20 protein-coding genes and 1 tRNA gene are annotated in these 24,039 nt (G+C 72.3%); 12 read left to right on the forward strand and 9 right to left on the reverse strand.

All coding sequences use genetic code 11. The features are described 5' to 3' along the window. Positions 1 to 197: 197 nt before the first annotated feature. The 4 genes from ACFVWW_RS20165 to ACFVWW_RS20180 all read right to left on the reverse strand — a co-directional run bounded on the left by ACFVWW_RS20165 (position 198) and on the right by ACFVWW_RS20180 (position 4,478). Entirely contained in the window at positions 198 to 1,391 is a 1,194-nt protein-coding gene (locus tag ACFVWW_RS20165) for an HTTM domain-containing protein (protein ID WP_386877628.1), read from the reverse strand. Continuing rightward, the gene (locus ACFVWW_RS20170) at positions 1,381 to 2,070 is read right to left on the reverse strand and encodes a DUF5819 family protein (RefSeq protein WP_389679871.1); all 690 of its coding nucleotides are present in this window, start codon (positions 2,068 to 2,070) and stop codon (positions 1,381 to 1,383) included. The genes ACFVWW_RS20165 and ACFVWW_RS20170 overlap by 11 nt, the downstream gene beginning before the upstream one ends. 243 nt (positions 2,071 to 2,313) lie before the next feature. Further along, positions 2,314 to 3,729, reverse strand: coding sequence for a sensor histidine kinase (locus ACFVWW_RS20175; protein WP_386877629.1), 1,416 nt, complete (start codon positions 3,727 to 3,729; stop codon positions 2,314 to 2,316). Next, entirely contained in the window at positions 3,726 to 4,478 is a 753-nt protein-coding gene (locus ACFVWW_RS20180) for a response regulator transcription factor (RefSeq protein ID WP_386877630.1), read from the reverse strand. Before ACFVWW_RS20180 ends, ACFVWW_RS20175 begins: the two co-directional genes overlap by 4 nt. Before the next feature lie 174 nt (positions 4,479 to 4,652). On the opposite strand from ACFVWW_RS20180, the gene ACFVWW_RS20185 reads away from it, so the two are divergent. Then, on the forward strand, positions 4,653 to 5,192 hold the full coding sequence (locus ACFVWW_RS20185) for a hypothetical protein (RefSeq protein ID WP_386877631.1): 540 nt from the start codon (positions 4,653 to 4,655) through the stop codon (positions 5,190 to 5,192). 57 nt (positions 5,193 to 5,249) lie between these two features. Here ACFVWW_RS20185 and ACFVWW_RS20190 read toward each other — a convergent pair whose 3' ends face one another. Together ACFVWW_RS20190 and ACFVWW_RS20195 are read right to left on the reverse strand one after the other, a co-directional pair. Next, positions 5,250 to 6,119: a spermidine synthase gene (locus ACFVWW_RS20190; RefSeq protein WP_386877632.1), complete on the reverse strand. Its 870-nt coding sequence runs from the start codon at positions 6,117 to 6,119 to the stop codon at positions 5,250 to 5,252. Positions 6,120 to 6,401: 282 nt separating this feature from the next. Then, positions 6,402 to 6,827, reverse strand: a complete 426-nt coding sequence (locus ACFVWW_RS20195; RefSeq protein WP_384187277.1) for a hypothetical protein — start codon at positions 6,825 to 6,827, stop codon at positions 6,402 to 6,404. Between the two features lie 287 nt (positions 6,828 to 7,114). Between ACFVWW_RS20195 and ACFVWW_RS20200 the strand changes: the two genes are divergently transcribed. Beyond that, on the forward strand, positions 7,115 to 8,575 hold the full coding sequence (locus tag ACFVWW_RS20200; protein WP_386877633.1) for a tetratricopeptide repeat protein: 1,461 nt from the start codon (positions 7,115 to 7,117) through the stop codon (positions 8,573 to 8,575). Positions 8,576 to 8,688: 113 nt separating this feature from the next. Here ACFVWW_RS20200 and ACFVWW_RS20205 read toward each other — a convergent pair whose 3' ends face one another. Further along, on the reverse strand, positions 8,689 to 9,285 hold the full coding sequence (locus ACFVWW_RS20205; RefSeq protein ID WP_384332837.1) for a histidine phosphatase family protein: 597 nt from the start codon (positions 9,283 to 9,285) through the stop codon (positions 8,689 to 8,691). Positions 9,286 to 9,504: 219 nt separating this feature from the next. Here ACFVWW_RS20205 and ACFVWW_RS20210 point away from each other — a divergent pair, with 219 nt between their 5' ends. From ACFVWW_RS20210 to ACFVWW_RS20240, 7 genes are all read left to right on the forward strand, one after another. Further along, positions 9,505 to 10,425, forward strand: coding sequence for a phosphatase PAP2 family protein (locus ACFVWW_RS20210; RefSeq protein ID WP_384187113.1), 921 nt, complete (start codon positions 9,505 to 9,507; stop codon positions 10,423 to 10,425). Beyond that, the gene (locus ACFVWW_RS20215) at positions 10,352 to 11,674 is read left to right on the forward strand and encodes a hypothetical protein (RefSeq protein WP_386877634.1); all 1,323 of its coding nucleotides are present in this window, start codon (positions 10,352 to 10,354) and stop codon (positions 11,672 to 11,674) included. The genes ACFVWW_RS20210 and ACFVWW_RS20215 overlap by 74 nt, the downstream gene beginning before the upstream one ends. Next, positions 11,665 to 13,311, forward strand: a complete 1,647-nt coding sequence (locus ACFVWW_RS20220; protein ID WP_384332831.1) for a hypothetical protein — start codon at positions 11,665 to 11,667, stop codon at positions 13,309 to 13,311. The genes ACFVWW_RS20215 and ACFVWW_RS20220 overlap by 10 nt, the downstream gene beginning before the upstream one ends. Before the next feature lie 128 nt (positions 13,312 to 13,439). Then, on the forward strand, positions 13,440 to 14,723 hold the full coding sequence (locus tag ACFVWW_RS20225) for an AAA family ATPase (protein WP_384187274.1): 1,284 nt from the start codon (positions 13,440 to 13,442) through the stop codon (positions 14,721 to 14,723). A 190-nt stretch (positions 14,724 to 14,913) separates the two neighbouring features. Beyond that, on the forward strand, positions 14,914 to 15,261 hold the full coding sequence (locus tag ACFVWW_RS20230) for a hypothetical protein (RefSeq protein WP_384187105.1): 348 nt from the start codon (positions 14,914 to 14,916) through the stop codon (positions 15,259 to 15,261). Between the two features lie 187 nt (positions 15,262 to 15,448). Continuing rightward, positions 15,449 to 16,231: a hypothetical protein gene (locus ACFVWW_RS20235; protein ID WP_386877635.1), complete on the forward strand. Its 783-nt coding sequence runs from the start codon at positions 15,449 to 15,451 to the stop codon at positions 16,229 to 16,231. A 77-nt stretch (positions 16,232 to 16,308) separates the two neighbouring features. After that, positions 16,309 to 16,382 (forward strand) — tRNA-Lys (locus ACFVWW_RS20240). 43 nt (positions 16,383 to 16,425) lie between these two features. On the opposite strand, the gene ACFVWW_RS20245 is transcribed toward ACFVWW_RS20240, so the two are convergent. Continuing rightward, positions 16,426 to 17,670 (reverse strand): M6 family metalloprotease domain-containing protein, encoded by a 1,245-nt coding sequence (locus tag ACFVWW_RS20245; RefSeq protein WP_384187100.1) that lies wholly within the window; start codon positions 17,668 to 17,670, stop codon positions 16,426 to 16,428. Positions 17,671 to 18,083: 413 nt separating this feature from the next. Here ACFVWW_RS20245 and ACFVWW_RS20250 point away from each other — a divergent pair, with 413 nt between their 5' ends. Continuing rightward, positions 18,084 to 20,024 carry a putative bifunctional diguanylate cyclase/phosphodiesterase gene (locus ACFVWW_RS20250; protein WP_384332822.1) on the forward strand — a complete coding sequence of 647 codons (1,941 nt, stop codon included), beginning with the start codon at positions 18,084 to 18,086 and terminating at the stop codon, positions 20,022 to 20,024. Positions 20,025 to 20,338: 314 nt separating this feature from the next. Further along, positions 20,339 to 21,895, forward strand: a complete 1,557-nt coding sequence (locus tag ACFVWW_RS20255) for an FAD-binding oxidoreductase (protein ID WP_386877636.1) — start codon at positions 20,339 to 20,341, stop codon at positions 21,893 to 21,895. 74 nt (positions 21,896 to 21,969) lie between these two features. Here ACFVWW_RS20255 and ACFVWW_RS20260 read toward each other — a convergent pair whose 3' ends face one another. Next, positions 21,970 to 23,052 (reverse strand): LLM class flavin-dependent oxidoreductase, encoded by a 1,083-nt coding sequence (locus tag ACFVWW_RS20260; RefSeq protein ID WP_384184827.1) that lies wholly within the window; start codon positions 23,050 to 23,052, stop codon positions 21,970 to 21,972. A gap of 253 nt (positions 23,053 to 23,305) precedes the next feature. Here ACFVWW_RS20260 and ACFVWW_RS20265 point away from each other — a divergent pair, with 253 nt between their 5' ends. Further along, positions 23,306 to 24,034, forward strand: a complete 729-nt coding sequence (locus tag ACFVWW_RS20265; RefSeq protein WP_386877637.1) for a hypothetical protein — start codon at positions 23,306 to 23,308, stop codon at positions 24,032 to 24,034. Positions 24,035 to 24,039: the final 5 nt, after the last annotated feature.

Raw genomic sequence — 24,039 nt, forward strand, 5'->3', positions numbered from 1 at the left:
TCCTTTGCTCTCACGGGTGCGGGCCGGGGCGCGCCATCGTCCCGGGCCGTCTGCTCGTCCAGCAGAGGATGCCCGACAATCGGACCCGGCATGGCCGCGCGGCGTCCTCCGGCCACACCGGATCGACACAGTGATCCCCTGACCTGGGACAACGGGTCAGGGGATCATTCCTTTCCGGGACGGTACGTCAGGTCCTGTCAGGTCCTGGTCGCGAGCCTGCCGGGCTGGGCCTGCGGAGGCACCGCCACGGCATCAGGACCTTGCCGCGGCTCCGGCTGCCAGATACCCGTACGCCGCGCCGCGCGCCGCCACAGGCGGGCCAGGGCCCGGAAGAAGCGGTCCGGGAGGAACACCGCGTCGGCAACGATCATCGCGCCGGAGAAGAGCGGCAGGCCCAGCATCACCGCGATACCGAGGTGCATGCCGAACAGCAGGGTGAGGACCGGGTATTTGAGCCTGCCGAACAGGACGAACGGGAAAGCTACCTGAATCAGCACCGTCAGATAGCCGACGACCGCGAGCAGCACCGCGTGCTCGTCCGCCAGGAGGGAGAGCGCGGGCCAGGGCCGGAACAGGTCGAGGTTCAGGACGTAGTGGAGAGCGGTCCCGTTGCCCCAGGTGCCGCCCTGGACCTTGAACAGCCCGGCGGATCCGTAGAGGAAGCAGACCTGGGCCGCGATGACGAACATGGCGCAGTTGTGCATCACCGCGGTCAGCACGGTCCGGGCGTCCCGGAGTTGGGCCACCAGGCCCACCAGGCCCGCCACGCCCGCCACGCCCGCCAGACCCCCCGGCGCGGCCGCACCCTGCCCCGCTGGCGAAGGCGCCGCCCGGAGCGCCCGGAGCCGGGCCCTGCGCGCGTCGAGGGACCAGCGCCGCCCGCACGCGGTGAAGACGAGGTAGAGGGCCATCAGAAGGATGAGGTTGTCTCCCCCGTCCGTCATGAAGATCGACCTGGCGTGGAACGACGCCACCATGACGGCGAAGAGCACGGATACGGCCCTGGTCCGCCAGCCGAGCATGAACAGCGTGGCCACCACGAGGGCCAGGACGTAACAGAGTTCGAAGTACGCGCGGCTCTCGGACAGCGTGAGGAGGCTGGCCCAGCCGGTCTGGTCGAAGAGCTGCTTCGCCAGCTCGGGCGTCCACGCCGAACCGGGGCCCCAGATCTCGTCGCGGTACGGGAACTCCCGCAGCAGGAAGCCGAGATAGAGAAGTCCGTAGCCGATACGCAGTACGGCCGCGGCGTACAGGGACACCGGCCGTTCGGTCAGGGTGGCGAGGAACCCGCTGATCCGGGCGAGCGCTCGCCGCGCTGTGCTCGCGTACGTCCGCCGGCCGGTGGGTCGTCGCGATGCGGGTGCCTCGATCGGCGCCTGCTCAGTTCCCATGGGAGGTCACCTTCCACCAGGGCAGATAGCGGGTATCGACCGGCGCGGGAGCGGCCGTGGCCGGGCCGGCGCCGGGCGGGGCGATGGGCAGCGTGAGCACCCGGAGCTGGATGGACTCGAAGGCGCCGGTGCGATGGGCGGCGACGCGGTTCACCGCGATGTTGCGCAGATACCGCTGGAGCATCAGGGCGCGCTCCGACCGTGGCTGGTCCTCGCCGCCGTGCAATTCGAGGTAGGAGGTCCAGGCCCGCCGCAGCATGTTCTGTGACGTATGGCTCGGGAACACGTCGTGCTCGACCGCGGAATCGTCCACGGCGGTCAGATCGAACCAGCTGCTCACCTGTTCATCGCCGTCCGGGGTGGTGTGCAGGGTTCTCGCCGAAATCTGCCGGTTGACCGACTCCGGATCCGGGGCGAAGAGCCGCCAATTCTGCTCGAACAGCGGATAGACCCACGCACTGACCTGTTGGCTGTACCGCTGCGAGACGGCATTCGAGGGGGCCACGTGCAGAAAGACCAGAATCACATGGACCAGGGACGTTGCCAGACACAGGACCACGGCGACCGCCAGTCCCGCCCGCAGCGGTCCTGACAGTCCGGAAAGCCCGCCGGGCGCGCGCGATTCCTCGTACCGTTCCCGCGCGGCCGGCTCATCTCCGGCGCGCTCCCATTCCTTCACATCCGTCGATTCAACGCCACTCGGCACAGCCCCACCCGGCCTTTCCCGTCACAACTGCTCGCATCCGCTTTTCTCGTTCCCGCACGGCGGTAGCGCCGATTCCGTGCTGGCATATTACGCATAAAAGCGCGCCGGAGCGGCAATGCATTCAGGTGAATGAGAGGGGCTCAGTATTTAATTGCAGAATATAAATTCAAATACGTTCATCGAGCCGTGCGATGCCTGCGATGGGTTCGGACGCGTTCAGACCTCTGCGGCCCTGCGGCCGGCCGCCCCGCGCTTGCGGCGGCGCGGCCGGTGGCCCCGCGAGGTGCCCGGAGAGCGCCACCCGTCGAGCCCGATCCAGATCCGCACCTCGGTGCCGCCGAGCACCGAGCGCCCGATCCGTACATCCCCGCCCGTCGACTCCGCGACCCTCCGCACGATGTCGAGGCCCAGCCCGGTCGAGCCTTCGGTGCCCCCGCTGTTGCCCCGGGCGAGCGCGGCCCGCGGGTCCGCGATACCGGGGCCCGCGTCGGAGACCAGGACGATCACCGCGTCCTCGCCGTTGTGCACATCGACGGAGAAGGCCGTGCCCTCCGTGGTGTGGCGGAAGACATTGCCGAGCAAGGCGTCGAGCGCGGCCACCATTTCGGTCCTGGCCACCGGGATGCGTACCGGCCGTCCTACGCCCGCGAGCCGTACCGTACGGCCCTCGTCCTCGGCCAGCGCAGACCAGAAGTCCATGCGTTCCCTGACGACTTCCGAGACGTCGCAGCCCCCGGCCGCTCCCGCCGCCGTCATCGGCGGCTTGGCCTCGCGGGCGGTACGGATGATCGTGTCGACCTCCCGTTCCAGCTGGGCGACCGCGGCCCTGGTCTGGTCGGCGGCCGGTCCTTCCCCGAGCGAGGCGGCGTTGAGGCGCAGCACGGTGAGCGGGGTACGCAGCCGGTGCGAGAGGTCGGCCGCCAACTCCCTTTCGTTGGACAGGAGCTGGACGACCTGGTCGGCCATGGAGTTGAAGGCGACCGCCGCGGAGCGCAGCTCGGGCGGCCCCTCCTCCGGGACGCGCACCCCGAGCTTTCCCTCGCCCAGGGCCTGCGCGGCGCCCGCGAGCCGCTGCGCGGGCTCGACCATCCGCAGCCCGAGCCGGTCGGCGACGGCGACCGAGCCGACGATCAGCGCGACGCCCACAGCGGCAAGCATCAGCCAGGCGGTGGTGACCCCGTTGGAGACCTCCTTCTCGGGGACGTACACCTCGACGATCGCGATCGGGGCCGAGCCGAGGGAAGAGCCGATGGCGGTCGGCTGGAGCAGCGCGGAGCCGCCGGCGACCTCGGTGATGGAGGCGCGGCCGAGCCGCCGTACGGTCCGCAGGTCCTTCTCGGCGGCCCGGCGCGTACCGATCTCCAGCGGCAGGCTGCCCGGCTCCTCGGTGGCCGGGACATGCACGGCCATCCGCCCGTCGGCACCGGCCTGGGTGGAGGCGACGGCCCGTTCAAGATTGTCGCGGTCGGTGGTGATGGAGAGGGTGGGGCCGATGGCGGCGGCCTGCCGCTCGGCGTTGGAGAAGGCCCGGTCGCCGGCCATCTCCTTGATGACCAGGCCCAGGGGTACGGCGAAGGCCACGACGACCATGACCGTGACGGCCACGGCGACCTTGACCAGCGCCCATCTCATACGGGCGGCTCCGGTACGAGTGGCTGTACGGGCGGCTGTACGGGCGGCTGTACGGGCGGCTGTACGGGCGGCTCCAGCTTCACCCCGACGCCGCGCAGGGTGTGCAGATAGCGCGGCCTGGCCGCCGTCTCCCCCAACTTGCGCCGCAGCCAGGACAGATGGACGTCGATGGTCTGGTCGTCGCCGTACGACTGCTGCCACACCTCGGCGAGCAGCTCCTTGCGCGGTACGACCACCCCGGGGCGCCCGGCCAGGAACGTCAGCAGGTCGAACTCCCGTCGAGTCAGGTCCAGCTGAGTCCCATTCAGCTCGGCCTGGCGGCGCAGCGGATCGATGGACAGCCCGCCCACCCGGATCACGCGCGGCGGCGGGGCCTCACCCGTGGTGGCGCGCGAGCGGCGCAGGACGGCCGCCATCCTGGCCGACAGATGTTCCACGGAGAACGGCTTGGTGAGGTAGTCGTCCGCGCCGTCGTTGAGCAGCCGGACGATCTCCGTCTCGTCGTCCCGCGCGGTGGCGATGATCACCGGTACGTCGGTGATGCCGCGCAGCATCTTCAGCGCCTCGGAACCGTCGAGATCGGGCAGACCGAGGTCGAGGATGACCACGTCGAACCGGAAGTGGGCCACCTCGCGCAGCGCCTCCAGGGCCGTACCGACGCTCCGTACGGTGTGGGAGGCCTCGGTCAAGTGCCTGATGAGGGCGGAGCGCACGAACTGGTCGTCCTCGACCACGAGCACACTGGGCATGGGCGGCACCGTACGCCATTCGGGGGACGGGGGAAGGCGACTCCGTACGGTCCGTGGAGAACGCCGCACGCCGAACTCCCGGCCCCCGCACGCCTCCCCGGATGCCGGACCCCGAAAGCCGGACTCGCGGGACAGCGGAGGCGCGGGTCGTGCACTATGGCCAGGATGCTCCGGATGCGCAGAGGACTCCTGCACGCCCTGGCGTGGCTGCTCTCCACCGGCGCGGCGGTCACGCTGTCGTGGTGGGGCGTCCACACGGTCATGGCCGGGACGGCGTACGACCCGCCGCGCGCGCTCCCGCTCCCCGCGGGCAGCGCGGCGGAGCAGCGCGCCAGTCCCGTCGCCGCCTCGACCCGGCGGCCCGCGAGCCCGTCCGCGAAGCCGGCGCGGCCGGTGACGGCGACGCCGGGCAGGAGCCACCGGCCCTCGACGAACCCACCCGCCGCGAAACCGGAGCAGAGCCCGGCCCGGAGCGCGGAACCGCCCCCATCCGGCCAGGTGAAGAGCTATACGGTCGACGGCGGCCGGGTCGTCTTCGACATCGGCGCGGAAACGGCGGAGTTGGTCTCGGCGACGCCGGCCGCGGGTTGGCAGATGCAGGTCTGGACGCAACCGGCGTGGATCCGCGTGACGTTCACGCGGAACGGCCGGGAAGTCTCGGTGTTCTGCACCTGGAACGACCATCCGCCGATGGTGGAGTTCTACGACCGCTGAGGTGCGCGTCGGATCGCTCAGCCGCGCCGGCCCGACCGCTCACAGTGGCGCCGGCCGTCAGACCTCGTGGAACGCACCGGCCGGGGGCGGCGGTGAGGGCCTGGCACTCTCGTCGGTGACCGAAGGCGCCCCGCCGGTGAAGTCGGCCAGCGCCCGGCCGTGTTCCACCCGCCCCGGATGCGGATCGCTCGCGACGCGGCGGGTCAGCTCGGCGATGGGCAGTTCACGGTCCGAGGCGAGCAGTACGGCGTTGCCGAAGCGGCGGCCGCGCAGCACGGTCGGATCGGCGGCGAGGGCGAGCTGCCCGAAGACCCCGGCGGCGGTGGCGATCTGGCCGCGCAGATGGCTGAGCGGCGGGCCGTCGGCGAGGTTGGCGGCGTAGCAGCCGTCCGGCTTCAGCACGCGCCGTACGTCCATCAGGAACTCGGAGCTGGTGAGATGCGCGGGGGTGCGGGCGCCGGCGAACACATCGGCGATCACCAGATCCGCCCAGCCCTCCGGCACCTTGCCGAGCCCGCTGCGGGCGTCGGTGGAGCGGACCCGTATCCGCGCGTTGGGATCCAACGGGAGCTGTTTGCGGACGAATTGGACGAGGGCCGCGTCCAACTCGACGATCTGCTGGGTGGAGCGGGGCCGGGTGGCGGCGACATAGCGGGCGAGGGTGAAGGCCCCGCCGCCGAGATGCACGACGTGCAGGGGCTGGTTCGCGGGGGCGACGAGATCGGCGACATGGCCGAGTCTGCGCTGGTACTCGAAGGACAGATACGTGGGGTCGTCGAGATCGACATGCGACTGGGGGGCGCGGTCGATCAGCAGCGTCCAGGCGCGGGACCGCTCACGGTCGGGTATCAGCTCGGCGATCCCGCCGTCGACGGTCTCGACCACGGGCTCTGCCGTGGGCCGCGCACGGCCCTTGTTCTTTGCCACCCCTCCAGTATCGGGGTGTTTTTTAAGGGCTCGGTTCGCCTCCGGGCGCTTTATGCCACTGTCGACAGTCGACCGTGCTCGACCCCCTCTTTTTTTAGGGCTCGGTTCGCCTCCGGGGCGCTTTATGCCCCTGTCGACGGTCGATCGTGCTCGGCCCCTCGTTCCTCGGGGCCTGTGCGCGTTCTCCCTTTCGACAGCGGCGCGCCCCTTCGGCTCACTCGCCGGCGGTCGTGGAGACGGGGCGCCGGCGCCCCTTCGGGCTCACTCGCCGGGGGCGGGCCGCTAGCTGCAGCGGTCGGCGGCCTCGATCAGGCGGGCCGCCTCGCCCAGCGCCTCCCGCAGGACCTCCGGGTCCGTGACCGGGCCCGTCGCGTCGGGGGGCAGGAGCCAGCCCGAGCCGGTGACCGGCGGCTCGGCGGGAATGCGCAGGCCGCGGCCGTTCGTCCGGGTACAGGCGCTGCCCGGCATGTCCCAGGCCGCCGCCGTACCCGGCGGCACCAGAAAGCCGAGGGTGTCGCAGGGCCCGTCGTGCAGTACAGGTCCCACCACCGGCGTGGCCCCGCGCCGCAGGATGTCGACCGCTTCGAGCCCTTGCCGGGCCGGAACGGTCACCAGATCACAGGCTTCCCCGGTATCACCGGGAGGCGAGTCGTCCTCCTGGCCGGTCGTGTGCTGAGCAGTCGTCCGTGCGCCATCGCTGGCCTCCACACCGACCTCCGACTCCACCACGGGAACCCCTCCTCACCGAGCGCAGACGCGTTGGGCGTCTCCACATGGTTCAACGCGGCGCGGCGTCAACAGCTACGGCGGCGCACCGCCGCAAAGGGTGGCAGTTCATGGCAGATCGTGGGTGAGATATCCCCTTTGTAGGCAAACCCTGTGTATGCGACCCGTCGCAGCGGGTACCTTCTTGCCCGCCGGAAGAACCGGAGTTGGGCACCACCGTGCGCCGGGCGGCCGGCAGCACCACCGGCTGTACCAGGAGAGGGCTCGGCATGGCGTCGTCTCGGGCAGTTCCCAACCTCGCCTTCCGCCGACTGCGCGCCCAGCGCTCGCCGGGGGAGTTCGCCGCCGCCGTACGCAGGGCGGCGCGGGAGATCGGTGAACAGGTCGCCTGCGACGCGCGTTATATCGGACGGGTGGAGGCGGGCGAGATCCGCTGCCCCAACTACGCGTACGAACGGGTCTTCCTGCATATGTTCCCCGGGCTGACCCTGACGGACCTGGGCTTCTCGGCCCGCGAACAGGTACGTGGCCGGGCGGCGCGGCCCCTCCCCGGCGCACCCCCCACCCCGATCTCGAATCCGACTCCGATTTCCACCCCGGCCCCGATGTCCATCCCGACCCCGATCTCCGTCCCGATCCCGGCTCCCACTCCGACTCCGACTCACTTCACGGACGTCAGCGACGTCAGCGACATCAGCGAGGAGAGCGACGTGCTGCGTCGCGCATTCATGACCGGCGGCCCCCTCACGATGGCGGCCGCGTCCCTCGGTCTCGGCGGTAGGCCCGCCGCGGCCGTACCCCGACCGCGGCGGGTCGGCGAGGCCGAGGTGAGCGCCGTCGAAGAGGCGGTCCGGCGGATCAGACTCCTCGACGACCGGCACGGCGCCGACGGGCTCTACCGGCGGGCCGCCCAGCCGCTGCGCGCCGCGCACGCGCTGCTCGACGCCGGGACGGCGACCCACCGCTCCACCGCGGACCGGCTGCACTCCGGCGCCGGCGAGCTGTCGATCTCGGTGGGCTGGCTCGCGCACGACTCCGGCCGTTACGACGACGCGCGCTCGCACTACGCGGAGGCGCTGGCGACCGCGCGGGTGGCGGGCGATCCCGCGCTGGAGGCGCACGCCTTCTGCAATACGTCGTTCCTGGCCGGGGATTCCGGCCGGCACCGGGAAGCGGTGCGCGCCGCGCAGGCGGGGCGGCGCGCGGCCCGGCATCTGTCGTCGCCGCGGCTGCTGTCGCTGCTCGCCCTGCGGGAGGCGGGCGGCTGGGCCGGGCTCGGCGATCGTACGAACTGCGAGCAGGCCCTGTGCCAGGCCCAGGGCCTCTTCGACCAAGGGCCCTCGGACGCCGACCCCGAGTGGATGTCCTTCTTCGGCGAACCCGAACTCGAAGCGCTGGAGTCGCTGTGCCACGCGGCGCTCGGCGACTGGTCGCGGGCGGCCCGCCACGCCTACCGCGCCACGGTCCTCCAGGATCCGCACTTCACCCGCAATCTCGCCCTCTACCGCGCGGAGCTGGCCACCGACCTGGCCCACGCGGGCTCGCCCGACGAGGCCGCGGCGGCCGGCCATCAGGTGCTCGACCTGCTGGACCAGGTCCAGTCGTCCCGTATCCACGCGCGGCTCGCGGCCACCGTCCGGGTCCTGCTGCCCCAGCGGCGGCAGCCGGACGTGCGCGCGTTCCTGGACCGCCACGCCTCGACGAACCCCCGGACGAACCCCGGTAAGTGAGCGCCGGTCCCCGCCCGCGAACCGCCGGAGCCGGGTCAGGGGCAGTGAGCCCGGTCAGGAATCCCCAGCCCGGTCAGGGATCCCCCGGCCCGGTCAGGGATCCCCGGGCCCGGTCAGGACGCCAGGTGCGCCGTGTCGTTCCAGACCTGGATCGCCGGGAGGTCGTACGCCCAGCTGAGCACCGAGACCGACGTCGGATCGAGCCGGATACGGGCCGCGAAGGAGATGTCCTCGCCCAGCCAGCGCGCCCCGATCGCGCGCAGGATGTGGCCGTGGGCGAAGACCAGCACGTCACGGTCGGCCGAGCGCGCCCACGCGACGACCTCGTCGGCCCGCGCGGAGACCTGCGCCAGGCTCTCGCCGTCCGGGACGCCGTCGCGCCAGATGAACCAGTCGGGGCGCGCCGCCTTGATCTCGGCCGGGGTCATGCCCTCGTACGCGCCGTAGTCGAACTCCATGAGCGCGTCCCACGGCTCGGCCCTGTCTCCGAAGCCCGCCAGTTCGCAGGTCTCGCTCGCACGGGCCAGCGGGCTGGTGCGTACCTCCGCGCCGGCCAGCCCCGACCAGGGCGCGCGATGCAGCCGCTCGCCCAGCAGCTTGGCGCCGCGACGGCCCTCGTCGAGCAGGGGTATGTCCGTCCTGCCGGTGTGCTGACCGGACAGCGACCAGGCCGTCTGGCCATGCCGGGCGAGGAGCATGCGCGGTGCCATGGAGGCTCTCCCTGAAGTTCACAACGGGTGCCGTCCCATCATCGCTCACCTGAACGAAGGGCAACCCCCAGGGGGATCTCGGCGTCCCACTCTCCGTCAGGGGGGTGAGGTTGTCGAACGTGACTTCGGGGGTACACCCGGCCGAAGGATCCGACCGCGAACACCGTACGGTTGAACGTCGGCCGAAAGCCGCATGAAAACATGATGGAGATCGTCCGAATGCCGAACAGCGCCAGCGAGACGTACCGGCCGCGACCCCGGCCTCGCTGGTGGGCCGAGCTGATAGTGATAGTCGCGGTCTACGCCGCCTATTCGGCCGGCCGGCTGCTGGCGCGCGGCAATGTGTCGACGGCTGTCGACCACGGACTGGCGATCCTGCGCATAGAGAAGGCGCTCTTCCTCAACGCCGAGCACCCGCTCAACCGGCTCTTCACCAGCACCCCGGCCCTCGGCATACCCGCCGACTTCGCCTATGCCTCGCTCCACTATCTCGTCACCCCGGCCATTCTCGTCTGGATCTTCCGCCGCCGCTCCGTCCAGTACCGGGCCGCCCGCACCTGGCTGATGCTCTCCACCCTCCTCGGCCTGGTCGGCTTCACGCTTCTGCCCACCTGCCCGCCCCGGCTGCTGGACGCCGGGCACGGCTTCGTCGACACGATGGCGCAGTACAGCATGTACGGCTGGTGGGGCACGGAGGCGAGCGCGCCGCGCGGTCTGGGCGGGATGACCAACCAGTACGCGGCGATGCCGAGCCTGCATGTCGGCTGGGCCCTGTGGTGCGGGGTGCTGTTGTGGCGGCACGCCCGTACCCCGCTGGTGAGGTGGCTGGGCGTCGCCTATCCGCTGGTGATCACGGTGGTGGTGATGGGGACCGCGAACCACTACTTCCTCGACGCGGTCGCGGGCGCCGCGGTGATGGCCGCCGGGGCGCTGCTGACCGGGCCCACGATGCGGGCCGCCGACCGGATACGGGCCGCGGCCCGCTTCCAGGCCGAGCGGGTGCCCGGTACGTCCCCGTCACCCCGCACATCCCCGATTGTCAGCAGCGGATGCGAGACTTCCGCGGGTGAGCGATTCCCTGGGCAGCGGACCCGCACCAGCACCTCCTCCGCAGACGACACTCCGGCGACGGCTCGCTGAGCTGCGCGGCCCGGCCGTCGCGCCGCATCCGCTCGATGCCCGCGCGCTGGCCGCCCTCGCGGCGAACCCCGGCTGCCGACGGCGCGCTCTGCTGGACGGCGCCGGGGTCGACAAGGCGGCGCTCGCGACGGCGCTCGGCTCGCCCGCCCCGTTCGGCCAGTCGCAGTTCGCGTTCATGCGGGGGAACGCGTTCGAGGCCAAGGTCAAGGCCGACGGCGGTACGGAACTGATGCGGCTGGTCTCCGAGCGGCTCGGCGGGCAGTCACCCGCGCCCGCCCCCGGTGAGGTCCTCGTCCCCGATCTGTCGGCGGCCGGCCCCGAGGGGCGCACGGCGCGTACGGCGCTGGCCCTGCGCGAGGCCACCGAGGCGGGGGCCTGGGCGCTGCTGGACCATCCGCTGCTCGCCCTCGAGGTGGCGGGCTCGCCCGCCTATCTGGAGCCGGACGCGGTGGTGGTGCACCCGGACGGCCGGTGGACGGTCGTGGAGATCAAGTCCTTCCCGATGATCGACGGTTCCGCGGACGCGGCGAAGGTGGGCGCGGCGGCGCGGCAGGCCGCGGTCTATGTGCTGGCGCTGGAGCGGGTCGCCGTCCGCACGACGGGCGCGGAGGTGGGCCATCGCGTCCTGCTGGTCTGCCCCAAGGACTTCTCCAATCTGCCGGCCGCCTCGGTCGTCGACGTACGCAAGCAGCTGTCGGTGACGCGCCGTCAGCTGACCAGGCTGACCCGGATCGAGGACATCGCGGCGGCGCTGCCGGAAGGCACCACCTTCGATGTGGACCACTGCTCGGGCGAGCAGCTGACGGCCGCCGTCGAGTCGGTCTCCGCGGCCTACGCCCCCGAGTGCCTGGCCGCCTGCGAGCTGGCCTTCCACTGCCGCGCCCGGGCCCGCACCGCGGAGGCGGTGGAGGCGCTGGGCCGGAGCGTACGGGGCGAACTGGGCGGGCTGACCACGGTCACCGCGGTCCTGGCGGCGGCCCACGGCGAAGCGGGCGACCCGGCGGACCCGACGGTCGCGGCCCTGCGAAGGGCGGCGGAGCTGCGGGCGGAAGCCCTGGCGAGCGCGCGGCCGCGCAACAGCGAGCGGGTGCCGGACGGAACGCAGATGCCCGACGGCGAGCGGCCGCCCGACGGCAAGCGGGTGCCGGACGGTGCGCGGGGCACGGGGAGCGCGGGGGCGGCCGGTGCTTCGGCGCGGGGCGGCGTGCCGGGACAGGTCCGGACGGAGGGCGAGGGCGGATGTCGCTGATCAGTACGCTCGCGCGGCTGGAGGCCGTGGCGAGCGGGCAGGCCCAGCCGCTGGCCACCGTCAGGCACCGGCGGATCTCCGACCGGCCGCTCGTGCTCGTGCCTCTCACCACCGCGGGCGAGGCCGGCGCCCCGCTCGGCGCGCTCGTCGGCACGGACCGGGACGCGCCCCGACTGCTGACCGTCGCGCAGCCGCGCGACCGCGATCTGCGGTTCGCGTTCCTCGGCGAGCTGGCCGAGGCCGTGCTGCCGTATCTGGACGCGTACGCCGACGTGATCGAACCGGCCGAGCGCAACGAGACCGACCCGGAGACCGGGAAGCGGGTCAAGGTCGAGGTCGAGCTGTGCGTGGAGGCGCCGCAGCTGATCGTGCCGAGCCGGCCAGGCATCGAGTTCGTCCGGCTGCTGGGGCGGTCGATGCGGTTCCGGCGTACCGCCGAGGAGGACCCGGACACGCCCTATCCGGCGCCCCCGCGCGTGCCGTTGCTCGGCCGCTGGCTGACGCACTACGGCGAGCGCGCCCGGGTGCCCGGCTCCTCGCTGCTGCTCGCGACGACCGATCTGCTGAACCGTCACTGGGCGACGGGGCAGTCCAGCCTGGAGGACCAGCACCTCGGCGCGCTGCTCGCCTGGACCGATCCGCCGGAGAGTCTCTCCGGCGCCGAGGCCGCGCTCCGGGCTGAGCTGGAGCGCGACCGGGGCGGGCAGCTGGTGTGTCCGCCGGCCGGTCCCGCCACGGACCCGGCGTTCGACAACAGGCTGCTGGCGCCCGCGATCGAGCGGTACGACCGGGCCCGCCAGGCGCTCGCGGCGGCCGAGGACGGTCCGGGCGCGGAGGAGCAGCTGGCCAGGCTGACCGCCGCCGAGCGGGAGATCCGCCGGCTGCTCGCGGGCGTCATGCGGCCGACCTGGGACGCGGTGTGGCGCGGCCTGGATCTGCTGCGGGAGCTGCCGGAGGGGGCGCGGGTCACCGACCGCTGGACGCGCGACCGCTGGTCGTTCACCGGCCATCGCGACCGGGTGCGCGCCGGGGAGCCGCCGCAGCCGCGCAGGGACGACGCGGTGACCGCCGCGCAGAAGCTCGCCTCGCGCGAGACGGCGCAGGCGCAGCTGGAGGCGCAGGAGGCGCTCGACGACCCGCTGGTGCTCGCCGGGCGCAGGCTGTCCGGGGAGGCGTTCCTGAGTGAGGTGACGGAGGTGGTGATGGCGTACAGCGAGAGCAAGCGCCCCTCGCCGCGTCCGCTGGTCACCGTCCGCACCGACGACCTGCCGCATCTGGGCGAGCGTACGAAGGTGTACCGCTCGCTGGACGGCAAACCGCAGTCGGCGGAGTTCGTGCGGTACGAGGAGTCGGGCGAGGGCGCCGTGCTGGTGCTGCGGCTGACCGACCGCATGGGCAGGAGCAAGGAGCCCGCGCCCGGCTCCGTGCCGGAGAAGGGCGAGCGGATCGCCTGGACGCTCTTCGAGCACGACCAGCGCGGCGGCCCGAAACTGCCCGACCCGGAAGAGACGCCCTGGACCCACGGCGGGCCCCCAGGTGCGGAAGGTGCGGTTCCGGATGCGCTTCCGGGCCCGTACGCCACCGGCGAGAACGCGGGCACCGGCCCGGACCCCGTGACCGAGGAGGACTTCCTGTGACCGCGCCCGCCGCATCCGATCCGGCCGCCTCTGATCCGGCCGCACCCCATACGGCCGCACCCCACCCGAGCGCACCCGTCCGCGCCGTCTTCGACCCCGGCGCCGCCGCCACCCGTGCCACCGACGCGATCCTGCGTGACACCCTGCACGGCGCGCACCGCGGTGTCGTCGTCGACTCGCCGCCCGGGGCGGGCAAGTCGACGCTCGTCGTGCGGGCCGCCCGGGAACTGGCCGCGGCGGGGCGGCCGCTGATGGTCGTCGCGCAGACCAACGCCCAGGTGGACGACCTGGTCGCGCGGCTCGCGGAGAAGGATCCCGGGCTGCCGGTCGGCCGGCTGCACAGCAACGACCCCGACCCGTACGACAAAGCGCTGGACGACCTGCCGAACGTCCGCAAGTCCGCGAAGGCGGCGGACCTGGCGGGCCTCGACGTCGTCATCTCGACGGCCGCGAAATGGGCGCATGTGCAGGGCGTCGAGCCCTGGCGGCACGCCATCGTGGACGAGGCGTACCAGATGCGTTCCGACGCGCTGCTCGCCGTCGCCGGCCTCTTCGAACACGCGCTGTTCGTCGGCGACCCCGGCCAGTTGGACCCGTTCAGCGTGGTGGGCGCGGACCAGTGGGCGGGGCTGTCGTACGACCCGTCCGCGAGCGCGGTCTCCACGCTCCTCGCGCACAACCCCGAGCTGCCCCAGCACCGGCTGCCCGTCTCCTGGCGGCTGCCGGCGTCCGCCGCGCCCCTCGTGTCGGATGCGTTCTACCCGTACACCCCGTTCCGCAGCGGTACGGGCCCCGGCGACCGGCGGCTCACGTTCGGGGTCGCGTCCGACGGCTCGGGCCCCGACCGGGTGCTCGACGAAGCGGCCGAGTCGGGCTGGGGGCTGCTGGAGCTGCCCGCCCGCCGTACGCCGCGTACGGACCCCGAGGCGGTACGGGCCGTGGCCCTGGTGGTCCGCAGGCTGCTGGACCGCGGGGGCGTGGCGACGAGCGAGCGCTCCCCCGACCCGGCGCCGGTGACCGCCGACCGGGTCGCGGTCGGCACGGCCCACCGGGACCAGGCGGCGGCGGTCCGCGCGGCCCTCACGGAGCTGGGCGTGAGCGGGGTCGCCGTGGACACGGCGAACCGGCTTCAGGGCCGTGAGTTCGATGTCACCGTGGTGCTGCACCCGCTCTCCGGCCGGCCCGACGCGACGGCGTTCCATCTGGAGACGGGCCGGCTGTGCGTGCTCGCCTCCCGCCACCGGCACGCCTGTGTCGTGGTGTGCCGCGCGGGCGTGGCGGAGCTGCTCGACGAGCACCCGTCGACGGAGCCGGTCCAGCTGGGGGTCACGGTGAAGTTCCCGGACGGCTGGGAGGCGAACCACGCGGTCCTGGCGCGGCTGTCGGAGCACCGGGTGAGCTGGCGGCCGTGAGCGGCGGGTGGTGAGCTTGCAGCCGTGAGCGGCGGGGGCCGCACGCGGGGCAGCTGGACGCCGGGGTTCCCGCCCCGCGTGCGGCCCCCGCGCACGCGGGGCGTCGCACGCCCCCGGAGGCCCACTTGCGGTGGGCGGGACAATGGACGGTGGCCCAGGGGCCTGTACACGCACGAGCAGGAGGAATCAGATGCCGGATCCCGAGCGGAGCGAGCGGCGGCTACGGCCCGCACCGCTGCTCTTCGAGCCCTCGGAGGCGGTCGCCGACCCCGAGCACTTCTTCGACCTCGAATCCCTCGACGACCCCGCGGAGCTGCTGGCCAGAGCCACCGAGCTGACCCTCGCGTTCCGTGCCGCGACCGACCGGGCCGTCGAGTTCCAGGCGGTCGCCGCCGCCCAGCTCGCCGATCCGCGCCGCTTCGACCGGCTCACGGTCGCGGACATCGCGCGGCGCGCGGAGTGGACCGAGGACTATGCCAAGAAGATGGTCGAGTTCGGGCGGGACCTGCTGCGCGGCGACGGCCTGTCCGGGACGTAGTGCCTCATCAGGGGGGTGGCCGGTCCCGGCCCGAGCGCCGGGACCGCTCCCGAATATCCCGCTGAGGGGCAGAGCGCCAGGCATATGGCATATGCCGGGGCGAAGGTTACGCCTCTCCGCCCTGCCCTGTCCCGGTTTCCGCGAACTCTCCGGAACAGAACCGTTACTGCCGGTAGACCTGAGTGTCATGAGCGTATGGCTACGAGATGAATCCCCGCTGACCCCCGGCACGAGCGACGACGAACGCCGCACCGACATCTTCAGCCTCCTCCGTGACGAGGGGCGCCATCACACCGCGCAGGTCACCGCGGCCGGCGCCGACTGGCTCGCCTCCGCAGGACCGTATCCCCGTTCCACGCTCTCCCTGTGGGCCGCGCACCCGACCGCTCCCGGTGTACTGCCCTGCGGCTCCACCTTCGATGTGGTGAACGTCCCGGCGATCTTCGGCCGCCGCATGCTGAACCGGCTGTGGTCCGAAGGACCGGGCTCCGGGCCGGTCGCCGCGCACCACGGCCGCATGCTGCTCTTCGCCGCGCCCGGCACCGCCCAGCGGTTACCGGCCCTGCTCTCCTGGGAGGAGTGGGGCACCCCGGGGGCCGATGGCTCAGGGCCCGGTGACTCTGACGACTCAGGGCCCGCCGACTCCGGACCTGTCGACTCGGGGCCCGGCAGCCCAGGAGCCGGTTGCTCAGAACCCGGCGACTCAGGGCCCGGCGGGCGGGCCGGCGCCGTACCGCCCCTGCTCTGTCACGGCACCGGCGACGCGGTGACCGTACCGGCGCTCGCCGCCGGCGCCCCGTCGGGGCCGCGCTGGGTGGTCGCCCCCGACACCCGCCATCCGTGGCTGCCGGGGCCCGACGTGCTGCTCTGGGCCTGTGTGCGGGTGGCCCGCGCGACGGCACGTACCCCCCGCCCCCGGGCCGGCGCCGTACCCCGCGCCAGGGCCGCGGTCACGCTCCTGACCACCTGAAACGGCCCCGGACCCGGCCTCCGTATATCGATTTTTCCTCGCGCCGATCCGGGTGCTAAGGTCTACGACGTCAGCAGGCGCCGCTAGCTCAGTTGGTTAGAGCAGCTGACTCTTAATCAGCGGGTCCGGGGTTCGAGTCCCTGGCGGCGCACAGACGGGAAAAGCCCCTCGCTCTCGCGAGGGGCTTTTTCGTGTCACGCCCCCGGGGTGATCTTGACCGTCCAGGCGCCCGCTGGTGTGCGGTCCGCCACCTCCACCCTCGTCCGCTCCCCCGGGACCGTAAAGGTCTCGCCGACCTCCAGCGGCGCGTCCGCCAGCGGCGGGTACACCGACTGGTCCCAGCAGGCCTCACTGCGCGGATGGGCGTCCACCACCTCGACCGGCCCGCCGCCCGACGCCGTCCGGCTCCGCACCCGGTAGATCAGCACGCCCTCGGTGCAGGTGTGGGCGTCATTGCCGGTCGCGGCGCGCGCCTCGATGGCGAGGGCGGTGTCCTCGCCGGTCCTGACGACCGCCAGCCTCGTCCCGCTGCTCCCGCCGACCGCCGGCGCGGCGGCGATCGGCTCCAGGGTGAGCAGACTCGTACCCGACGGGTCCACACAGCGCACCTGCCGCCGGTCCAGCCACCCCAGCTTCCACTTGTGCCAGCCGAAGAGATCGGGCGCGAGACCGAACTGGCTGCCCATCACGTCCCAGTCCCCGACATAGGTGTCCCAGTCGCCCTTGCCGTCCGCCGGCCGGTGGTAGAGGTCCGGCAGGTCGAAGACATGCCCGCTCTCGTGGGCCAGGACATTGCGGTCCGGCGGATGCCGCTCGAAGACGGTGACGATGCGCTTGATGTCCGTCCCGTCCGCCCTCATCGGCCGTTCGAAATTCACCACCTTCGTGGCGTCGGAGTCGACGCCCGGCGCGTCCGGGTCGGCGACCAGGTAGACGACGTCGTAGCGGGAGAAGTCGACCAGCGGATCGGCCGCCTTCACCGCGTCACGCAGATAGGCCGTGCGCCGCTTGGGGTTCCAGTCACGCCGCATCCCGTACGAGGTGGAGGTGCGCGGCATCCGCAGCCACTGGAGCTCGGGGTGCGCCCGCAGCGTGAACTTCCCGTACGAGGCCCGCTCGTAGAAGCGGCTGGTGGCCGGGAAGTGATCGGCCGCCAGCTCCCGCGGATCGGTCAGCGGCTTGGAGTCCGGGAAGGAGAGAAAGACCATGACCGCGTCGAGGTCACGGTCCGGGCGCGGGTAGGCGGTGTTCCAGGTGTCGAGGCCGAGGGAGTGATGGGCGGGGGTACGGGGCAGGGCGCAGGGTCCTTCGGAGGCCGTGGCCAGCGTGGGCCCCGCGACCAGGGACGTGGCGGCGAGCGCCACGAGGGAGGTGAGGGCGGCGGCGCCGCTGCGCAGGCGCGGCCGGTCCACTCCCCCGGGTGGCTGCTGACGCTCCACATGGACCTCCGGCTGCGGTTGGGGGACACCTCACCCACCTTGTGCTGGTTTGTGGTGAGACGCCCTGTTCCGCTGCCCCACACGGGTGAGGAGCCCGGATATCCCCGAGAAGCCCGCCACCCGCCCGCCACCCGCCCGTTCGCCCCGCGACATCCCCGGCCCGCGGTGACCGCGTCCGCCGTGCTGCGACACCCCGGTGAATCACGGAAAGTCACAACCGATCACGAGGGGCTCGCCCAGGGCCACAGGCAGGCATAAACGATCGTCCGGCGACATTCCCGCGGCTTTTCGCGGTCCTGTTCCGTGCGCGGAGCTGGAATGGCCGCCCGGCCTCCCTCTATGATCGGCACACTTTCCCTGGCCGACCGTTCCGACCACCCCTGTACGACACCACTGCACCGCGGGAGCGAGCCGTGAGCGGAACCCCCGAAGGGCCGCACTCCGCGACAGTCGCGGCGCCAGGCACCGTACGGCCACCGGTCACGGAGCGTCATACCCTCGGTAGAACCGCCGCCGAGCTGCGCGACTACGGCGCCGCGTTCCGGGCCGCCCATCTGGCGATGGCCGTTCTCGACCGCGAGGGCCTGGTCATCAGCGCAAACGACGCGCTCGCCGCGCTCCTCGGCATCGAGCCCGCCGCACTCTCCGCTCAGGCCGCGGCCGATCTCGTCGACCTCGAATCCGACCCCCGCACCTGGCACGCCTACCGCGAGGTGCTGGACAGCCGGCGCTCCCGGTTCCGCTGCACCCGCCGCCTCAAGCACTCCAGCGGGCACGCACTTTGGGCCGAGATCACCGTCTCGCCCGTGCCGGAGAGCCCGACCGTGCTGCTGTCGATCGCGGACATCAGCGACCGGCGCGAGCTGCAGGCACGGCTGCGCCATCTCCAGATGCACGATCCGGTGACCCGGCTGCCGAACCGCACGCTGTTCTTCGAGCGGCTCGCCTCGGCGCTGGAGGCTTCGGCGCAGGTCAAGGGCGCCTCGTACGTGGAGGGCGGACCGTACGTCGAAGGCGCGTCCCACCCCGACGGCGCCGGCCCCGGCGACAGCACCGACACCGGCAGCGGCCCCGGCACCGGCGATGGCGATGGCGATGGCGGAACAGGGCGGATCGGCCTGTGCTACCTCGACCTCGACGGGTTCAAGGCCGTCAACGACACCCTCGGCCACCGCACCGGCGACCGGCTGCTGGCCGCCGTCGCGAGCCGGCTCACCGAATGCGCCGACCACGACGGATACACGCGCAGCGGCGGCCATCTGGTCGCCCGGCTCGGCGGTGACGAGTTCGCGATCCTCGTCGAGGACTCCACCGGTACGGAGCAACTCGCCGACCTAGCCCGCTCCGTGCTCAGCGCACTCCAGCGCCCCTTCGATCTGGCCGGGCAGCGGCTCTCGGTCTCGGCGTCGATCGGGGTCGTGGAGCGGAGCACGGCGGGCACCACCCCGACCGGTCTGATGCAGGCCGCCGACACCACGCTGTACTGGGCGAAGGCCGACGGCAAGGCCCGCTGGACCCTCTTCGACCCGGAGCGCAACGCGCACCGGATGACCCGGCAGGCGCTCACCTCGTCACTGCGCCCGGCCATCGAGCGCGACGAGTTCGTACTCCAGTACCAGCCGCTGGTGGGGATGGCCGACGGGATCGTGGGGGGCGTGGAGGCGCTGGTCCGCTGGAACCACCCGCAGTTCGGCACCCTCGCGCCGAATCGGTTCATCGGGATCGCCGAGGAGGACGGCTCGATCGTGCAGCTCGGCCGGTGGGTGCTGCGTACGGCCTGCCGCCAGGCCCGGCAGTGGCAGAAGGACCATCCGCGCGTCCGGCCGCTCTTCGTCAGCGTCAATGTCGCCGTACGCCAGGTCTGGGACTCCGATCTGGTCGCGGACGTGGCCGAGATCCTCGCGGAGACCGGTCTCGCGCCGCAGCTGCTGCAACTGGAGCTGACGGAGTCCGCGGTGATGGGCTCGGCGGGCCGGCCCCTCCAGGCGCTCCAGGCGCTGAGCGACATGGGCGTACGGATCGCGATCGACGACTTCGGGACCGGCTACTCGAACCTCGCGTATCTCAGCAGACTGCCCGTCTCGGTCCTCAAGCTGGACGGCTCGTTCGTCCGCGGCTTCCGGTACGACGAAGGGGTCCATCCGAGCCCGGCCGACGAGACGATCGTCGAGGCCATGGTCCAGCTCGCGCACCGGCTGGGGCTGACGGTCACCGCGGAGTGCGTGGAGACCTCGGGCCAGGCGGCGCGGCTTCAGCGGATCGGCTGCGACACCGGGCAGGGCTGGCTGTTCTCGCGCCCGGTGGCACCGGAGCGGATCGCGGAGATGATCGCCGTCAGCCCGCTGGAAGCCTGAGCCTGTCGGATGACCTCTGATCGGGCGGCCACGCCCTGGCACGCACGCTTCCCGCGTTGCCGAAATGCCCTAGTAGCTCCGCTACGAGGACATCCCGACGCCTTGGAATCGCACGCACCAGACCGCGTCCGCTCTCCGATCGAAGGCCACCCGACAGGCTCTGAGCCGACGGATCCGCACCGGCCCGGTGTGCCGGTGACCTTGTGTCACCCGAATTCGCCATGATGGTCACGCTGCGTAGCAGATTCCTGGCTGACGTGGTACTCCCGGAGAAGACCCCGGACGTACGGGTGACTCAAGAAAGGCTTCCGACTGTGACCAGTCGACGTGATGTGCTGCGCCTGGGTACGCGAGCGACAGCGACGGGACTGACGGCCGGGCTGGTGGCCGCGCCCGCCACGGCCCAGGCCGCACCCCCCTTCACACCCCCCGCCTCATCTCCCTTCTCCCCTCCCGCTGCCGGTTCCGCTGCCGCCGCGCGGGGGCCGGAGCGGGCCGCCTGGCGCGAACTGCGCCGGCTCCTCAGCCCGGCGGCCGGTCTCTACCGGCCGGGCGAGGGCGAGTACGGACGGCTGGCACCGCCCGACAATCTGCGGTACGCGGACATCCGGCCGGCCGGAATCGTGGCCTGCGTGACCGAGCGGGACGTACAGACCGCGGTCCGCTGGGCGGCCGCGCACGGCGTCCCGCTGGTGCCCCGTTCGGGCGGCCACAACTACGCGGGCTACTCCACGACCCGGGGCCTGCTGATCCAGCTGCGCCGGATGCGTCAGGTACAGGTGACCGGCAGCCGCACGCTCCGGGTGGGCGGCGGGGCCACCAACTCGGACGTGTACGCGGCCAGAGCCGCGAACCTGTACTTCCCGGGGGGCCGCTGCCCGGGGGTGGGGGTGGCCGGGCTCACGCTCGGCGGCGGCCTGGGCTTCAACGACCGCAAATGGGGCCTGACCTGCGACCGGCTCCAGGCCACCGACGTGGTGCTGGCCAACGGCGAGCTGGTGCGGGCGAGCGCCGAGGAGAACGCCGATCTGTTCTGGGCCTGCCGGGGCGGCGCGGGCGGCAACTTCGGTATCAACACCGGCTTCGTCTTCCACGCCGTCCCCATCGGCGGCCGGCGGGCCACGGTCTTCGACCTGACCTTCCGTCTCGACGCCGGCGTCCGCGTGATGGCGGCGCTTCAGGAGACCCTCGACCACGACCGGGCGGGCGACTTCGACGTCCGGGTCGGCTTCTCCCACCCCGGAAGCGGACAGGGCACCATCAATGTCCTGGGGCAGCGGCTGGGCACGGCGGACCAGCTGAGGAAGGCCCTGGCCGGTGTGCTGGAGCTGAAAGCCGTAAAAAAGTTCATCGAGCAGCGCCAGTTCTGGGCGGCCCAGGACTATTTGATGTCCGCGGCCGCAGTGGGCGCCATGGCGTCGAAGTCACTGGTCCCCAACCGGTGGCTGCCGAGGCACTCGGTCGAGAGCATCGTCGAGTGGGTACGGAACTGGCGTCCCGGCCCGGCCCGCGGCACCGGCTACGTCACCCTGTTCGCCATGGGCGCGCACAGCGACAGCCCGGGCCCGCGCGAGACCGCCTACCCCCATCGGGACGCCACGTATGTCATCGACATCGGCGCCCGCTGGACGGCGGACACCCCGACCGCCGAGTCGAACGAGCTGGTGAACCAGACGCGCGCGATCCACCACACCCTGAGCCGCCAGCTGCAGACCTCGGCCGCCTATGTGAACTTCCCCGACCCCGACCTGCGGCGCTGGCAGAACGCCTACTACGGCGCCAACTACACCCGCCTCACCGACATCAAACGCCGCTACGACCCGACCGCCCTCTTCCACTACCCCCAGGCCATCACCCCCACCCACCCCTGACACCCCCGGCCCGCCCACCCCGGGCGGGCCGGCCGGCCCAGGCCGGGTCGGACGAGTCAGACGAGTCGGACGCGTCAGGCCGGGAAGCCGTAGGCGTCGGCGATCAGGTCGTAGCTGTGGAGGCGGGCCTCGCCGCCGTGGGCGTTGGCGGTGATCATCAGCTCGTCGGCGCCCGTGCGCTTCTGGAGGTCGTTGAGGCCGTCGCGGACCGCGTCCGGGGTGCCGTGGACGATGTTGGTGAGCCAGGTGTTCACGAACTCCTGCTCCAGTGAGCTGAAGCGGTAGGCCTCGGCCTCCTCCGGCGTCGGGACCAGGCCGGGGCGGCCGGTGCGGAGGCGGACCATGGAGAGGGCGCCGGACAGCACCTGGCGGCGGGCTTCGCGTTCGTCGTCGCTGGCCAGGGCCGCGACGCCGATGACGGAGTAGGGGGCGTCGAGGACCGCGGAGGGGCGGAAGGAGTCGCGGTAGAGGTCGAGCGCCGGGATGGTGTTCTGCGCCGAGAAGTGGTGGGCGAAGGCGAAGGGCAGTCCGAGCACGCCGGCCAGCCGGGCGCTGAAGCCGGAGGAGCCGAGCAGCCAGATCGGCGGGCGGGCGGCGGGGCCCTGGACCGGTCCCGGGACCGCGTGGATACGGGAGTACGGATGCCCGTCCGGGAAGTCGTCGTCCAGGAAGCGGGTCAGTTCGGCGAGCTGCTCAGGGAAGTCGTCGGCGCCTTCGTTCAGCCGGTCGGAGCGGCGCAGCGCCGCGGCCGTCGCCCCGTCGGTGCCGGGCGCGCGGCCCAGGCCCAGGTCGATACGGCCCGGGGCGAGTGCCTCCAGGGTGCCGAACTGCTCGGCGATCACCAGGGGCGCGTGGTTGGGCAGCATCACGCCGCCGGAGCCGAGGCGGATGCGCTCGGTGTGGGCGGCGAGATGGGCGAGGATCACCGCCGGCGAGGACGAGGCGACGCCCGGCATGGAGTGGTGCTCGGCGACCCAGTGCCGGTGGTAGCCCCTGCGCTCGGCGAGCCGCGCCAGCTCCACGCTGGTCCGCAAGGACCGGGTGGCGGTGGAGCCGGTGCCCACCGTGACCAGGTCCAGTACGGACAGCGGTACGGGAGCGGTTCCGTTCGCCGTGCCTCGAATCGCGTCCGTCGTGCCTCGACTCGCGTCGTCCACCGGTCAGACCCTCCTGCGCATGAAGACAGTACGAACCGCTTTCAACAGGAGGGCCTCTCCGGTTATTCCCCAAGGGCTGCCCGCAGCCCTCCCGTGTGCTTCTGGATGGTCACAGCGGAACGGCGCCCTGTAACAGATACCACCGGTTCACCTCGGCTGTGCAACAGAGGCGGGCGCCGACCAACAGGCTTGCTGCGTACGGCGTTTCGCGGGCTAAGGTCACAAGAAATCGACGCCGAAAGGGCACTCTCAAATGTCGCTCAACCGCACCCGTCCCCGTACGCTCGCCGCCGTCGGTTTCCTGGCCGCTACCGGTCTGTTCCTCACCGCGTGCGGCCCCGAGGATTCCGCTGCCGACTCCAGTGCGAGCGCTTCCTCCAGTGCGGGCGCTTCCTCCGGCGCGGACGCCCCCGCCGATGCTGCCGGCGACACGGACGCCAGTGCCGAGAACCGTGAGGACGGTACGGTCACCGGCACGCTGACCTATCTGGCGCCCGGCAAGCTGGAGGTGGACGGCCGCCCCTTCTACCTCGCCGAGGACACCCAGATCCAGGGCGGCGAGATCTGCGGTGATCCCGAGACTCCGGCGGTGGAGAGCTGCACCCCCGCCGAGGCCGAGGAGGCGGCCCAGACCGGGACGGTCAAGGCCGAGGTGGAGATCAAGAAGGGCATAGCGACCAAGATCGTCGGCGGAGCGGGCGGGGGCGCCGGCGACACGGAAGCCAGTGCCAAGAACCGTAAGGACGGTACGGTCACCGGCACGCTGACCTATCTGGCACCCGGCAAGCTGGAAGTGGACGGCCGTCCCTTCTACCTCGCCGAGGACACACAGATCCAGGGCGGCGAGATCTGCGGTGATCCCGAGACTCCGGCGTTGGAGAGCTGCACCGCCGAGGAGCTGGAGATGGCCGCGAAGGACGGCGGCATGAAGGTTGAAGTGACGATCAAGAAGGGGATCGCCGAGCGGGTCGCCCAAGCCTAGGCCCT

Origin of the sequence: Streptomyces sp. NPDC058198, assembly GCF_042882605.1 — a bacterium.
Classification (GTDB): domain Bacteria; phylum Actinomycetota; class Actinomycetes; order Streptomycetales; family Streptomycetaceae; genus Streptomyces.

Bases quoted from the DNA above. Each gene is read 5' to 3' on its own strand.
- ACFVWW_RS20165 (WP_386877628.1), bottom strand. From the start codon at position 1,391: ATGGGAACTGAGCAGGCGCCGATCGAGGCACCCGCATCGCGACGACCC.
- ACFVWW_RS20175 (WP_386877629.1), bottom strand. From the start codon at position 3,729: ATGAGATGGGCGCTGGTCAAGGTCGCCGTGGCCGTCACGGTCATGGTC.
- ACFVWW_RS20180 (WP_386877630.1), bottom strand. From the start codon at position 4,478: ATGCCCAGTGTGCTCGTGGTCGAGGACGACCAGTTCGTGCGCTCCGCC.
- ACFVWW_RS20185 (WP_386877631.1), top strand. From the start codon at position 4,653: ATGCGCAGAGGACTCCTGCACGCCCTGGCGTGGCTGCTCTCCACCGGC.
- ACFVWW_RS20200 (WP_386877633.1), top strand. From the start codon at position 7,115: ATGGCGTCGTCTCGGGCAGTTCCCAACCTCGCCTTCCGCCGACTGCGC.
- ACFVWW_RS20205 (WP_384332837.1), bottom strand. From the start codon at position 9,285: ATGGCACCGCGCATGCTCCTCGCCCGGCATGGCCAGACGGCCTGGTCG.
- ACFVWW_RS20210 (WP_384187113.1), top strand. From the start codon at position 9,505: ATGCCGAACAGCGCCAGCGAGACGTACCGGCCGCGACCCCGGCCTCGC.
- ACFVWW_RS20220 (WP_384332831.1), top strand. From the start codon at position 11,665: ATGTCGCTGATCAGTACGCTCGCGCGGCTGGAGGCCGTGGCGAGCGGG.
- ACFVWW_RS20230 (WP_384187105.1), top strand. From the start codon at position 14,914: ATGCCGGATCCCGAGCGGAGCGAGCGGCGGCTACGGCCCGCACCGCTG.
- ACFVWW_RS20235 (WP_386877635.1), top strand. From the start codon at position 15,449: ATGAGCGTATGGCTACGAGATGAATCCCCGCTGACCCCCGGCACGAGC.
- ACFVWW_RS20265 (WP_386877637.1), top strand. From the start codon at position 23,306: ATGTCGCTCAACCGCACCCGTCCCCGTACGCTCGCCGCCGTCGGTTTC.